Genomic DNA, 15,014 nt, shown 5'->3' on the forward strand with positions numbered 1-15,014 from the left:
GTTATTTTGCATCAAGTCCTAAATTTTGGCCCTTAAGCAAAACTCTTTTTCTATACATTGCACTAACTTCAGCTGCATCACCAACCAAAAGTGCATTTGTAGAACAAACCGCAGCACACATAGGTACTTTACCTTCTGCGATACGATTTTGTCCATAAAGTTCTCTTTCTTCATGAGAGTTAGTAGGCTCAGGACCACCTGCACACATAGTACATTTATCCATTTGACCTTTGATACCAAAAGCACCATCTCTTGGAAATTGTGGAGCACCAAAAGGACATGCATAAAGACAATACCCACAACCTATACAAGTTTTTTTATCATGTAAAACAATACCATCAGCTCTAATATAAAAGCATTTTACAGGACAAACTTGCTCACATGGAGCATCTGTGCAGTGTTGGCAGGCAAGAGTTGTTGAAAACTCTTTTCCTTCTATGCCTTCATTTAGAGTGATTACCTTTCTTCTATTAATCCCCACTGGTACTTCGTGCGCACTTGAACAAGCCACTTGACAAGCAAAGCAAGAAATACAGCGATTATTATCTACATAAAATTTCATTCTAGCCATAACTTACCCCTTAAGCCTTTTCAAGTCTGCAAAGTCCTGCATTAAATTCAGAAATTTGCGTATTTATATCAAAACCATAGTTAGTAACCGTGTTAGAACTTTCACCTATAGTATAAGGTCTAGTGCCTTCAGGATAATTATAACTTAAATCCACTCCTTGCATAATACCCGCAAAGTTATAAGGCAAGCAAATTCTATCCGGTGTAACAGAATGATTATGCACACATTTTACTTTAATCTTAGTACCTTGCGGTGAATGAATCCACATCATATCTCCATCATTTATACCATATTTTAAGGCAAGTTCAGGGTGAACATTAGCAAACATTTCAGGTGTGATTGCAGCAAGATATTTACTAGTTCTCTCAAGCATACCTGCACCACTTAAATTTACTAAACGCATACTTGAAATGATAGTTGGAAACTCTTTACTCCAATCTTTCTTTTGTTGCTCGCTGATAAATTTACTCTCAACTCTGAAATTTTTCTCTTGATCACCCCAAGTAGGATATTTTTTAACCAAATCCCAACGAGGTGAGTGAATAGGCTCTCTATGTAACGGAATAGGATCTGCAAATTCCCAAACTTTCATTCTAGCTCTTGCATTACCTAAACAGCAAGCACTCTTTTCTCTACATTTTTCTAAAATAATACCTGAAATATCTGTACTCCAGCTAGTGCCCATTAATTCTTTTTCGCTATCACTTAGTTTGATATTAAATACTTTTTCAATATTTGCCTTAGTGATTTGTGGGTAACCACCTTTAACTTTACATCCTTTTGGAGTAAAGGCATCATCTGCTAATTGAGAATGTCCTTCATGCTCCAAACCAAAGCGGTTTCTAAAGCCCATACCGCCTTCTTCATAAGGCACATCAGTATTCCATAATATAGAAGTTCCCGGATGTTGTTCATCCCAACAAGGCCAAGGTAAGCCATAGTATTCGCCTTTAACTTCACCACCAAGACCTCTTTGAGTATCAGGATCAAAATGTTCCCAATTTTGTTGGTGTTTTCTTAAGCGTTCAGCTGAAATACCTCTTAAGCCTATACTTAAAAGACCATTACTCATTTCTCTTGTAGCATCATCAGGCCATATAAAATTATCATCATTATCATCTCTTGTTTGTACAAGCTTATGATCTTTCAATTCCATTTTCATACCGCGAGTGTATTCTTTATAAAAGCCGAATTTTTTAGCAAAAGCAAACATAATCTCTTGATCTTCTTTGCTTTCATAAATTGGTTTTACTACTTGAGAACGCCATTGCATAGCACGATTAGTCGCAGTGACATAACCTTCTGTTTCAAATTGAGTACAAGCAGGGATAATATAAATACCATCAGAACGATCTGCTAAAACTGCTACTTCATTTACAAAAGGTTCAGCGATTACAATCATATCAAGTTTTTTAAGCGCTTCTTGAATTTTTACCGTATGCGCCATAGAAGTAATACCCGTTCCTTGCACCCAAAGCACACGGATAGGTGAGTTAGAATAAGTTTTTTCTTCATGTAAAACGCCTTGCCACCATTTTGCTAGTGAAAAACCTTTTTCATGCATCCATTCTTTAGAATAAAATCTTGAATTTAAATATTCTCTATCTACATTCCAAAAATTAGCAAAATGATTCCACGCATTATCATCAAGCCCATAATAAGCTGGTAAAGTATCAGCCAAACAGCCCATATCAGTAGCACCTTGAACATTATCATGACCTCTAATGATGTTTGTTCCTGCACCTGGTTTGCCTATATTACCAAGAACGAGTTGTAAGATAGCTAGAATTCTTGTGTTGGAGCTACCTACCGAGTGTTGAGTAATACCTAAAGCCCAAAATAGCGTAGCAGGTTTGATTGTAGCTAACATTCTTGTAATTTTTTCAAGTTGAGCAGCTGGAACGCCTGTTACATCTTCTACAACTTCAGGAGTCCATTTAGCAGCCTCTGCTTTTATTTCTTCAACACCATAAGTTCTAGTTTTGATTAATTCTTTATCTTCCCAACCGTTTTTGAAGATCAAATGAAGCATACCATAAACTAAAGCTATATCTGTGCCTGGACGAATTCTTACATATTCATCAGCATGTACTGCAGTTTTTGTAAATACAGGATCTACAACTACCAATTTAGCATTATTACGATCTTTTGCTTGTAACAAGTGTTTAAATCCGATAGGATTTGCCACAGCAGTATTTGCACCAAAAATAATCATCATTTTTGAGTGTTTAGTCACATCACCAAAATGATTTGTCATAGCGCCATAACCCCATGTATTCGCCACACCGGCGACTGTTGCGCTGTGTCAAATTCTAGCAACGTGGTCTATATTGTTAGTACCCCAAAATGCTGCAAATTTTCTAAAATAATAAGCTTGTTGGTTATTAAATTTAGCCGAACCTAAAAACATAACGCTATCAGGTCCATTTTCTTTACGGATTTCAAGCATTTTATCGCCAATTTCATTGATAGCTTGCTCCCAAGTTAAACGTACCCATTTGCCATTTTCTTTTTTCATAGGATATTTAATACGCTGCTTTGATTTAGTAAGATCGATTTGATCTATCCCTTTACAGCAGTGTGATCCTTGAGAAATAGGATGTTCTATAGCGTTTTCTTGACGCACCCAAACTCCATCTTGTACTTCCGCTTTAATTCCACAGCCTGCACTACAGATACTACAGATTGTTCTAACAATCTTAGAATCTGGATAAGGATTTGCTACTTCTTGTTCACTTGCAGCTCTAATAGCTTTGTTTTCACTACCAAAAGCCGCAGTTCCAAGACCAGCAATACCAGCAAGCTTAAGAAAATTTCTTCTTGCTAATGCCATCTTCTTCCTTTCTTAATTAATAAGCTATTTTGTAGTATTTTTCCCAATGCATAGTTTTTTTATAAAGCACTTCTTTTTTAGTACTTTTTCCTAAAACTACGGTATTTTGCTCTTGGTAATCATCTTTAGCTAAAGCATTCACGCTTGCCCCAGCTACTACCCCTAAAGCACCAATTTTCAAAGATTTTTTTAAAAAATCCCTTCTTTGATTGGCCTCCATGTTCTCTCCTTTGAAATAAAAGTAAAGAATAACTATAAATACTTATTTTCAAAGTATTTATACACTTAACAAAATAAATTTTGCATATTTTCACTTAAGATTTTATTTAATTTCTATTTTCATAAAAAGATGATTTTGATAATATGTATTTTGGTAACAAAATACATATTAATTTCTATAATTTACTAAGTTCTTCTATATTTGTTTTGCTAAATTTAGTAGGAAGTCTTGGCTCATAAGGAAGTCTTTGTAAAGCCTCATCTGCTATACTTTTACCTTCTTTTTTTATAGGTGCTTGTACTTCCAAATAAGCTCTTTCATTTGCAAAAAAGACTTTCATAATATTGGCAATAGCAATGTAAAAATTTGAGTTTTTGTGGATTTGTAATTTTTCTATAAACTCATCTATTACAGGGTTTATCACAAAACGAAATAATTGCTGTGCAACTTTTAAATCATGCTCAATAATACTTGCCATAAAAGCAAACAAAAAGCCAAATTCATCTTCACTTTGCCTACAATCTTCTTTTTTTCTAAATTTGGTTTTTCTAATGATTTCACAGGCTTGAAGCTTCATTTTGCCATCATCTCTACCCTCATCATAAAAAGAAGCACTAATAGGCACATTCACATAAGAAAAATCAAAAAACACTCCATTTTGTTCTTCTTTAAAACTTGCAAAATCACATACACTAAGTTTTTCAAAATCAAATTTTAAACTATCATCTAAAGGACTTTGAGCTAAAACTAAAACTTGCTCATGCCAAATTTTAAACTCATTTTCATCGATAAAATTAAAAGCTTTTGAAAAAAATTCATAAAAATATTTACGCGAAAGATCAATATCTTGTATCATTAATTTTCCTTGTTATTTTTATTTGATTATAACAAGGAAAATTTAAAAAAATCAAGTGAGATTTTAAAATTTTGTTTTAGAATCGTAAGTAAACGATGGATTGATTTGTTTTTTATCGCTTAGTTCTTTATACCAATAAGAATGTAAAATATAAACTTCCTCTTCTTCTTTATAGCCACTAATCATAGAATGGATACTTCCTTTAATAGCAAATACAGCCATATAAATATGAATAGCAAAAAATACTGCACATAAAATACCCAAAATATTATGGATGATAGCTGAAGCTCTTAAAATATCTATATGAGAAATGCCAAAAATAGATTGCAAAGAAGTAGAATTAAAATCAAGGAAAAACATAAACGCACCAGTGATTATCATCAAAAAGCCACCAAAAACAGCTATATAATACCAAGATTTTTGACCAAAGTTAAACTTACCCGCAGGCACAGGTTTTTTCTCTTTGCTTAAATATCCACCTACTATCATCATCCATCTTAAATCATAACTTGCAGGAAGCATTCTTTTAATCCAACACAAAAGCATAGGAATGATGGAAATGATAAATAAAATAGTAGCAATACCATGTAAGTTTTTACACATTCTTACAAAAAATCCACCGCCAAAATACGATCCAAAAATCATAATAAGTCCGGTTGGTACAAGGATAATCCAAGAGATTGCTGCTACAAAATGAAACAATCTTTCAAATACTGAAAAAGCGTAAATTTTCTTACCATCATGAGAAAATTTCTTTGGACCTATGACCATATAATGCAAAGCAAAAGCTGAAATTACGACTATAAGTATAATCAAAACAGCACTTGCAATATACTCACCTTGCAGTTTAGTCCACAAAGCACCAAAATTTTGATAACTTTCTATATTCATCACTCTTTGCACATCCCAAATTTGAGTATTTTTAACTTCAAAATTTTCTTGAGCAAATAGAAAGTTAAAACAGGCTAAAAGAGCTAGTATAACTCTATGCATAAATTACTCCTAAACATTACACGCTAGAAAAAGCTTAGCATTGTAGTTTTGTTAATTTTCAGTTTCCATTTTTATTTTAAAAAAAGTTTTATTTAAAAAACATAAATTTGCAAAAAACTACAAAAAAACTCAATTTTTAGTTTCTTTTTGAATAATTTTCATAACAAAACTCTCTTATCATAGATAAATTTTCATTCTTATCTAAGAACATTAAATTTGGAAGTCTTACTCCATTAAAAGTAGTGTTTTTAACTATGGAATAATGAATTTGATCTAAAAATACTATTTTTTGTCCTATTTTTAACTCTTGATTAAAAGCATACTCACCCATGATATCCCCTGCTAAGCAAGTATTGCCACCAAGTAAATAAGCAAATTCATTTTCTTTTAACTCGCTGTAATTTTGTCCATCACGACTTGATAAAATTCTAGCATTTAAAACCTCGCTTGTATAAGGCATAATGATAGTATCTGGCATATGAGCTTCGCTTGAAGTATCTAAAATAGCTATTTTTTTCTCATTTTCTACTATATCTATTACACTTGCAACTAAAGTCCCACACTGCCAACCCACAGCCTCACCTGGCTCAAGATACACTTGCACACCGTATTTATCGCTAAATTTTTTACAAAGATCAATTAGTTTTTGCGTGTCATAACCTTCTTTGGTAATATGATGACCCCCACCAAAATTAACCCATTTCATATTTTTAATAAATTTTGAAAATTTAGCTTCAAAAGCATTTAACACAAGCTCTAAAGAATACGCACTTTCTTCACATAAAGCATGAAAATGAAGCCCACTTAAAGCGCTTAAATCTTCATTTTCAAAATCAATCGCACGAATTCCTAATCTTGAAAATCTACCACAAGGATTATAAAGTTCTTTTGGAGCCACTGAAAGCTCTGGATTACAACGCAAACCAAGAGACTTTTTACTCGCTTTATCTTTAAATTTTTTAAACTGATTAAAAGAATTAAATACTATATGGTGTGAAAGATCTATGATTTCATCTATTTCATCATCTTTAAAAGCAGGTGAAAAAGTATGAATTTCTTTGTTCATATATTCTTTTGCAAATTTAGCTTCCCAAAGTCCACTACAAGTACAACCTGATAGATACTCACCCACTATATCCATAGCACCTGAAAAAGCAAAACCCTTTAGAGCAAGCAAGACTTTTGCTCCACTTTGCTCACTCACTTTAGCCAAAAGCTCACAATTTTTTCTAAGCTTGTCTTCTTCTAAAATATAAGCAGGAGTCTGAAAGTCTTTATCTAAATGATTTTTAATTAGCATTATTTGTCCTTAATTTTTTGATTTAAAACCACTTGTATAACAAATCATATTAAAATTATATCTTGTTTTTATAATTTACAATCATTAATCAAACAATAGCTATAATCAAAATCCAAATCAAAATTAATTTAGGAGTAAAAATTTAATGGATAGAAGGTTATTTTTAAAATTTAATGCTTTAGGTTTAGCAAGTATTAGCAGTGCTTATGCAATGGGGGATCATTCTCATCATAATATGCACTCAAAACATACACAAAAAGATACAAAAGAAATCGATACTTCTTTTATCAAACTAGAAAATCCAAACATTAAACTACTCGATGAAAAAGACTTTCCTAGCGAACAAACATTAGCAAATTTAAAACTTCTAAAAAACACAAGCACAAAGAAAAATTTCTTTAGATCAAGTATAGAAATCAAAGAAAGTCAAATAGAGCTTGTTAAAGGTAAAAAAACAAAATGCTTCACTTACAATGGCTCTATACCTGGACCTAAAATAGAAGTTTATGAAGGTGATACGGTTGAAATTTTGGTAAAAAATAGTTTAAAAGAGCCAACTACTATCCACTGGCATGGACTTGACATACCACCTGAGCAAGATGGCAACCCACACGATCCTATCATGCCTGGTAGGGAAAGAATTTATCGCTTTAAACTTGGAGAAAATTCAGCAGGAACCTATTGGTATCATCCACACCCACACTACACCACAGCAAAACAAGTTTATAAAGGCTTAGCAGGGGTATTTGTAGTAAAAGCTAGAAAAGATACGCTGTCGCATTTACAAGAACAAGATTGGGTGATTAGTGATTTGCGTTTAGATGAAAACGCACAAATTCCTGATAATAATTTATTTGATTGGCTAAATGGTAGAGAAGGAAATTTAGTTCTTATCAATGGACAATTAAAACCAAAAATAACACTTGACAAAGCTCAAAGAATTCGTATTTATAATTTTTGTGCGGCAAGATATTTAAATTTACGCATTAAAGGTGCTAAATTTATTTTAGTAGGAACTGATGGAGGGCTTATAGAAAAAGGTGTTGAATTAGATGAATTATTTTTAAGTCCTGCTTCAAGAGTAGAAGTGCTAATCAAAGCAAGTAAGGGTGAATTTAAACTTGAAAGTACTTATTATGACCGCGATAAAATGCTTGTTAAAGAAGAACCTTACACTCTTATGTTGGCTGATCTTAAAGTAGAAAAAACTATAGAAAACATACCTGAAAAGCTACGAGAATTTTCACCTTTAAAAGAAGCTACAAGCTTTAAAGAAGTGATTATGAGCGAAGATCATATGCAAATGCATGGTATTAGTAAAAAAAGTGAAGAAGAAATCAAAAAAAGCCTTGCCTCTATGTTTTTAATCAATGGTAAAACATTTGATATGAATAGAACGGATTTGACCTCAAAATTAAATGAAGTAGAAGAATGGGTAATAAAAAACAAATCGCACATGGATCATCCTTTCCATATACATGGAACACAATTTGAACTCATATCTTCTAAATTTAAGGGTAAAATAACAAAAGCAAAATTCAGAGCATTGCAAGATACGATTAATGTAAGACCTGGAGAAGAATTAAGACTTAGAATGAGTCAAAAATTTACCGGTATTAGAATGTTTCACTGCCATATTTTAGAGCATGAAGATCTTGGAATGATGGGAATTTTAGAAATCAAAGAATAAAGGTAAAAAAATGGTAAAAGTTGAATTTCTAGGGCCAATTAACAAAGAAAGCTTAGAACTAAATGTAAGTAATCTTAAAGAATTAAAAGCAATTTTAGGGCAAGATGAAAGCTTAAAAGAATGGCTTGAACTTTGTGCAGTTGCTTTAAATGATGAAATGGTTTTTGATGATGAAACTACCTTAAAAGATGGGGATAAAATTTGTTTATTACCACCGGTTTGTGGAGGATGAGTTATGTTTGAATTACATCAAGGAGCCTTAGAAATTCCTAGCATTTATGCTAGATGGTATGAATATGCTAAAGATAAAAACTGCGGAGCTTTAATCACATTTTGCGGTATAGTGAGGGCTGAAGATGAGATTGAGGCTTTAAGTTTTGATATATATGAGCCTTTATTAAAAACTTGGTTTGAAAAATGGTGCCAAAAACTTGCAAATGAAAATGTAAGCTTGATGTTTGCTCACTCTATCGGTGAGGTTAAAGTGCATGAGAGTTCTTATTTTGCTGGGGTTTTAAGCAAGCAAAGAAAATTAGGACTTAAGTTAATTAATGATTTTGTAGAAGATTTTAAAGCAAGCGCACCTATATGGAAATATGATATCATTAATGGCGAAAAAATTTATGCCAAAGAACGCTCTTTGAAACTTCAAGGAGCAGGAATTTTAAGCACTAAGGACTAAAATGCTAACTTCTTATAGCCAAAGTTTAGACATACTTCATTCACACATACAAGCATATGAAAAGATAGAAAACATCGCTTTAACACAGTGCTTAGATAGAATTTTAGCCATAGACATCAAAGCTTCTACTAACAACCCTCAATTTCCTACTGCTTCTATGGATGGCTATGCGATTAAATTTAGCGAACAAAATGAGCCTTTGTCTATCATAGGCGAAGTACCTGCTGGAATTTTCCCAAGCTTTAAAATACAAAATAAAGAATGTGTTAAAACCTTTACAGGCTCTTTGATGAGTGAAGGTTGTGATACCTTAGTGCCTGTGGAAAAAGTTGAAGTTAAAAATGATGTGATTTATATAAAAGAAAAAGTTCCACAAGGCTTTGCTGTGAGAAAGGTGGGCGAGAGCTACACCGAGGGCGAAATTTTACTCACAAAAGGCACAAAGCTAGGCTATAGCGAGATAGCACTTTTAGCTGAGCTTGGATATTTTCACATTAGTGTTTTTGCTAAACCTATCATAGGTGTGCTAAGTAGTGGAAGTGAGATCAAAGACTTAGGCGAAAGCTTAGAACACCCCGCACAAATTCGCTCATCAAACCATGTAGCCATAGCTAATATGGCAAAAAAACTTGGTGCTGAAGCTAGAATTTTTCCACTTTTAAAAGATGATATGCAAAAAACTCCAAGTGTTTTAAAACAAGCACTTAATGCGTGTGATATTTTAGTTACCACTGGTGGAGTTTCCATGGGGGATTTTGACTTTTTAAAGCAAGCTGTTAAAGAGTATGAAATCATCTTAGATAAAGTCGATGTAAAACCTGGCAAACACATCAAAATAGCCAAATTTGAAGATAAATTCATCTTTGCTCTACCGGGTTTTCCATACTCGGCTATGGTGATGTTTAATTTATATGTAAGAGAACTTTTAAATGCTTGGCTTTTACAAGAAAAAGACTATATATTTAAAGCATTTGCAAATACTGACTATAAGAAAAAAAGTTCGCATTTAGAATTTGTAGCTTGTAATGTGGAATTTAAAGATGGAAAAATTTATGCCAATTTAAAAGGCAAAAAACAAGGCTCAAGTGCCATCATCAACAACCTTAACCACAAGGCTGCACTTATGATAGCACATAATGATATAAAAGAAAATGATTTGGTTGATATAATTTTTATGCCTTAAACAAATGCTTTTTGAATTTTTTCTAAAAGCATTTATATTGGTAACTAATATTTACAATAGCTCAAAAAAATATTTTATAAAAAACAAAATATTCTAATCAAGAAATTAAATAACTTAATAAAATTTAAATTATTTACAAATTTATTTAAAGATAGGTAAATATAAGGCTTTTTTGTTATACTTAATTAAAAATTTTTGAAGATAAAATCAAGGAAAAAAATGACAAAGAAAATAGAGGTAAAACTAGAAGATGCATTGTGGAAAAGTGCCGATAAATTACGCAAAAATATCGACGCAGCAGAATATAAGCACATAGTTTTAGGGCTTATATTTTTACGCTACATTAGTGATAGTTTTATGCAAAAATACGAAGAATTACTCGAAGAACAATCCGAAGGAGCTGACCCAGAAGATGAAGATGAATACCTAGCTGACAATATCTTCTTCGTCCCAGAAAAATCTCGCTACAATTACATAAGAGATAACGCTAAAGATCTAAAAATAGGCAAAATACTAGATGAAGCAATGGATGAGATAGAAGCGCACAATGATGCTTTAAAAGGAGTTTTGCCAAAAGTCTATGCCAAAGACAACCTAGATAGTAAATGCTTAGGCGAACTCATAGACCTAATAGGCAACATCGCTTTTGATACCGATAAGAGTGCGGATGTATTGGGGAATGTATTTGAGTATTTTTTAGGCGAGTTTGCCCTAGCAGAAGGTAAACAAGGTGGACAATTCTATACACCAAAATGCGTCGTAGAACTCCTAGTGGCTATGCTTGAGCCATATAAGGGCAGAGTATATGATCCTTGCTGTGGAAGTGGTGGTATGTTTGTTCAAAGCGAAGAGTTTGTAAAATCACGCCAAGGTAGACTAGATGACATCTCAATCTACGGTCAAGAATCAAATCAAACCACCTACAAACTCGCCAAAATGAACCTAGCTATAAGAAAAATCGAAAGCTCACAAGTGATATGGAACAACGAAGGCTCGTTTTTAAATGATGCTCACAAAGACCTAAAGGCTGACTTTATCATAGCCAACCCACCATTTAACGACTCAGATTGGAGTGGTAAACTACTAGAAAAAGACGGTAGATGGAAATACGGTGCCCCACCAACAAGCAACGCCAACTACGCTTGGATACAGCACTTTTTATATCATCTATCACCAAACGGCGGTGTAGCAGGATTTGTCCTAGCTAAAGGCGCACTTACAAGTAACACCATAAACGAAGCAGCCATTAGAAAAGGACTCATTGAAGATGATTTGATAGATTGTATAGTAAATCTACCTGCAAAGCTTTTTTTAAACACAGGTATCCCTGCATCACTTTGGTTTATAAGACGCCAAAAGCTACCAAACACAGCCAAAAAGACACTTTTTATAGACGCAAGAGATTTAGGAACTATGATAAATAGACGCAATAAAACCCTAAACAAAGACGATATAAACCAAATCGCAAACACTTATAAAGCATGGAAAAACGGTACCAATTATGAAGACATAAAAGGCTTTTGTAAAAGTGCTAGCATAGATGAGATAAGAGAGCTTTCTTATGTGCTTACACCAGGACGTTATGTAGGGCTTGCTGATAGTGATGATGAGTTCGATTTTGATGCTAGATTTGATGAGCTTTTAACAAAACTAAAATCCCAAATCAAAACCGAGCAAGAACTAAGTGAAACTATCTTAAAAAACTTAGAGAAGATTAAATGATGTTTTTTACTATACTCTCGTCAAAACCACTTAAAACTAGCTTGATTTATACAGCCCATTGCTTGAAAATACGAGCTTTTAGCGTCTTTTCTTCTGTTGTACTTTCGTCATTCTTTTTTAAAATAAGCTTAAGTAAACGAAATTCCAAATTCAAATTCTTGAATTTATTTCGTGTATTTTTTGGATTTTTTACGCAAATAAATTCCAAAGGATTAAGATATGAATAATTGGAAAAAATGTAAGCTTGAGGATGCCCCATTAGATTTTATAGACGGAGATAGGGGTAAGAATTATCCGAAGCAAAATGAATTTTATTCTAATGAATATTGCTTATTTTTAAGCACTAAAAATATAAGAGAGAATGGTTTTGATTTTAGCGAATGTCAGTTTATTACCAAAGAAAAAGATGAGATTTTAAAAAAAGGTAAATTAAAAATCAATGATTTAGTTTTAACCACAAGGGGAACTATCGGAAATCTAGCATTATATAAAGAAAATATACCTTATAAAAATATAAGAATAAACTCGGGAATGCTTATAATTAGACCAAATAATGAAGAGTTGGATAGTAGGTATGCGTTTTATCTTTTTAAAAATTTAAAAGATGAATTTGATAATTTTGTTTCTGGGAGTGCTCAACCACAGCTACCTATTAGAGATTTAAAAGAAGTTGAAATTTTATTACCACCATTAGAAGAGCAAAAGCAAATCGCTACTATTTTAAATAGTATTGATGACAAGATAGAGCTACTACACGAGCAAAACAAAACCCTAGAAGAACTCGCCCAAACTCTTTTTAGACACTATTTCATAGAAAACCCAAACCCATCTTGGCAAGAAAAACCATTGAAAGATGTATGCATGATTTTAAATGGATATGCGTTCAAAAGTAAGGAATATTCTCAAAATGGAACAAAAATCGTAAGAACAACAAATTTTAAAAATGGTTTTATTGACAATAAAGATGTTATTTATATTGATAATTTAGAAAATCAATATGATAAATACTTGTTAAGAAAAAATGATTTTTTATTAGTTATGGTTGGTGCAAGTTTAGGAAATTATGTAGTGGTTACAAGTAATGTTTTACCAGCTTTGCAAAATCAAAATATGTGGAATTTTAGAGCGTTAGAAGGTGTTTCTCAACATTATTTAAACTATGCTTTAAGGGACATTATAAAAGAAAGTGTTTATGGTGCTTCGGGAAGTGCAAGGGAATTTTTTCAAAAAAATCAATTTTATGAAAAAAACATATTAGTCCCTAGTTTTGAAATAATGAATAAATTTGAAGAAGAAATTAGTGGGTTTTATGATAAATTAAATGAAAATTTAGAGCAAATCCAAACCCTAGAAAATATGCGTGATATACTTATCCCAAAACTCCTAAACGGAGAAATAAGGAGTAAATAATGGTTATTAAAGGTAAATTTTTTGAGTTTAATTTATTTTTATTATCTTTATGGTTGCTTTTTATATGTTTGATAGTTCTGACATTTAAATTTCCTAAAAATTTTGATACATCATATATGAATTTGTTATGTTCTTTTGTTAAAAATAATATTATAAGTTTATCGTGTATTATTATTCTTGTATATTTATATTTTGTATATAAATATTTCAATTATAGAGCTAGTAATGGTAGTTATAGCGGAACTACTTATTGTATTTTAGAAAGCAAAGATATAGAATACGAGAATTTAACTTTTCTAACTACATACATCATTCCTTTGGTAGGAATTGATGTAGATACTGCTAAAGAATTTATCGTATTTTTAATTTTGTTGATTGCAATAGGCGTAATTCATATTAAAACTGATAGGTTTTACACTAATCCAACATTATCTTTGTTTGGATTTAGAATTTATAAAATTAAATTGGATAGTGATACAGATGAAGAACTTATGATTATTAGTAAAGATAAACTTAATAAAAATGATTATATTGTCATAAAACATTTAAAAGATAAAAAATATTATTTAGCTTACAAGAAAGGTAAAAAAAATGATTGAAATAAAAAATGATTTTAAAGAATTTTCAAATAAAGATAGAGATTTGTTAGGTGCGGTTTTATTTGCCGTTACCAAAACAAACGAAGTTTATAAAGTAGATTTAGAAAGTAATGCTGTTGTTGAGTTAAGAAATATGATTTTAGATGTTTTAGATGGCATTGTAAATAATGAAGACATGTCTTTTATGGATATTTCCGCAGTAGATGATAGAAAAGATGTAGTTTGTGTTTATGATGAGGGTTTAGCTCTTCCAGAAGATTTAGCAGAAATTCAAGCAAGGCTAAATAATGAAAGTAATTTGGAAGATATGGATTTTACTCAAATACAAATGAATGATATAAAAATGTTTATAGTTCATACAGGAATAGATATAGATAGGCTATATTTATATCAATTTGTATCAAATGTAAATATTTATGGAAGAGATAAATTTTTCTTTAAAAAAGATAAACATAGATTGATGAGAATTGATGATGATATGGTTAGAATAACTTCAAAAATACATATGGCACAGTTGGGTGACAAGTTAGCTATTTTTGAATTAGAACAGTTTGAAAAGATATTTAAATTTCACGATGTGATAAAACAAGAAGCAACTTCTTGTATGAATAAAATACAAGAAATGCAACTTATTGAAAATATTGAAGACTTTAAGAGTATTGTAAATGATGCAAAATTTACTAGAAAAATAATTAGAGCTATTAGAAATTCTCCAGTTATTAAGCTAGGAATTTCAAATAAACAAATTATTGATTTTTGTATGAATTATAAATCTATAGCTGGTAAATTAAAATTAAATGATGATAAAGATAAATTGATTTTAGACACAAAGAAGTCTAAAGACATATTTTTAAATGTGATGTTGGATAATTTTTTAAGTTCTGAACTTACAAAATTGTACTATGAAAGTAGAGCTAAAGATGAGATAATTAGTGATAGTGAAAAGGAGAGTTAA

At 31.6% G+C, this 15,014-nt stretch carries 14 protein-coding genes; 8 read left to right on the plus strand and 6 right to left on the minus strand.

Going from position 1 to position 15,014, the window contains the following annotated elements; all coding sequences use genetic code 11:
- Position 1: 1 nt before the first annotated feature.
- The 6 genes from fdh3B to nspC form a co-directional block, all read right to left on the minus strand.
- Entirely contained in the window at positions 2-571 is a 570-nt protein-coding gene (gene fdh3B / locus L8W57_RS04435) for a formate dehydrogenase FDH3 subunit beta (protein ID WP_133319414.1), read from the minus strand.
- Positions 572-581: 10 nt separating this feature from the next.
- Positions 582-3,404, minus strand: coding sequence for a formate dehydrogenase subunit alpha (locus L8W57_RS04440; protein WP_263662086.1), 2,823 nt, complete (start codon positions 3,402-3,404; stop codon positions 582-584).
- Between the two features lie 16 nt (positions 3,405-3,420).
- Complete coding sequence (locus tag L8W57_RS04445; RefSeq protein ID WP_012661099.1) at positions 3,421-3,624, minus strand: twin-arginine translocation signal domain-containing protein; 204 nt, start codon at positions 3,622-3,624, stop codon at positions 3,421-3,423.
- 175 nt (positions 3,625-3,799) lie between these two features.
- Entirely contained in the window at positions 3,800-4,480 is a 681-nt protein-coding gene (locus tag L8W57_RS04450) for a molecular chaperone (RefSeq protein ID WP_133319417.1), read from the minus strand.
- Between the two features lie 63 nt (positions 4,481-4,543).
- Positions 4,544-5,473: a formate dehydrogenase subunit gamma gene (locus L8W57_RS04455; RefSeq protein WP_039627999.1), complete on the minus strand. Its 930-nt coding sequence runs from the start codon at positions 5,471-5,473 to the stop codon at positions 4,544-4,546.
- A 136-nt stretch (positions 5,474-5,609) separates the two neighbouring features.
- A complete protein-coding gene (gene nspC, locus L8W57_RS04460; RefSeq protein WP_263661080.1) occupies positions 5,610-6,773 on the minus strand; it encodes a carboxynorspermidine decarboxylase in 1,164 nt (387 codons plus the stop codon).
- Positions 6,774-6,918: 145 nt separating this feature from the next.
- On the opposite strand from nspC, the gene L8W57_RS04465 reads away from it, so the two are divergent.
- From L8W57_RS04465 to kwaB, 8 genes are all read left to right on the plus strand, one after another.
- Positions 6,919-8,463 carry a multicopper oxidase family protein gene (locus L8W57_RS04465; RefSeq protein WP_263662087.1) on the plus strand — a complete coding sequence of 515 codons (1,545 nt, stop codon included), beginning with the start codon at positions 6,919-6,921 and terminating at the stop codon, positions 8,461-8,463.
- 10 nt (positions 8,464-8,473) lie between these two features.
- Positions 8,474-8,695: a molybdopterin synthase, small subunit gene (locus tag L8W57_RS04470; protein WP_039617593.1), complete on the plus strand. Its 222-nt coding sequence runs from the start codon at positions 8,474-8,476 to the stop codon at positions 8,693-8,695.
- 3 nt (positions 8,696-8,698) lie between these two features.
- A complete protein-coding gene (locus L8W57_RS04475; protein ID WP_039627992.1) occupies positions 8,699-9,145 on the plus strand; it encodes a molybdopterin synthase catalytic subunit in 447 nt (148 codons plus the stop codon).
- Between the two features lies 1 nt (position 9,146).
- On the plus strand, positions 9,147-10,328 hold the full coding sequence (locus tag L8W57_RS04480) for a molybdopterin molybdotransferase MoeA (RefSeq protein ID WP_263662088.1): 1,182 nt from the start codon (positions 9,147-9,149) through the stop codon (positions 10,326-10,328).
- Between the two features lie 219 nt (positions 10,329-10,547).
- The gene (locus tag L8W57_RS04485) at positions 10,548-12,050 is read left to right on the plus strand and encodes a type I restriction-modification system subunit M (protein ID WP_263662089.1); all 1,503 of its coding nucleotides are present in this window, start codon (positions 10,548-10,550) and stop codon (positions 12,048-12,050) included.
- Between the two features lie 219 nt (positions 12,051-12,269).
- A complete protein-coding gene (locus L8W57_RS04490) occupies positions 12,270-13,460 on the plus strand; it encodes a restriction endonuclease subunit S (RefSeq protein ID WP_263662090.1) in 1,191 nt (396 codons plus the stop codon).
- On the plus strand, positions 13,460-14,059 hold the full coding sequence (kwaA, locus tag L8W57_RS04495) for an anti-phage protein KwaA (protein WP_263662091.1): 600 nt from the start codon (positions 13,460-13,462) through the stop codon (positions 14,057-14,059). The genes L8W57_RS04490 and kwaA overlap by 1 nt, the downstream gene beginning before the upstream one ends.
- Positions 14,052-15,014, plus strand: a complete 963-nt coding sequence (gene kwaB / locus L8W57_RS04500; RefSeq protein ID WP_263662092.1) for an anti-phage protein KwaB — start codon at positions 14,052-14,054, stop codon at positions 15,012-15,014. The genes kwaA and kwaB overlap by 8 nt, the downstream gene beginning before the upstream one ends.

The sequence above is a fragment of the Campylobacter sp. IFREMER_LSEM_CL1890 genome (assembly GCF_025772045.1).
GTDB lineage: Bacteria > Campylobacterota > Campylobacteria > Campylobacterales > Campylobacteraceae > Campylobacter_D > Campylobacter_D lari_D.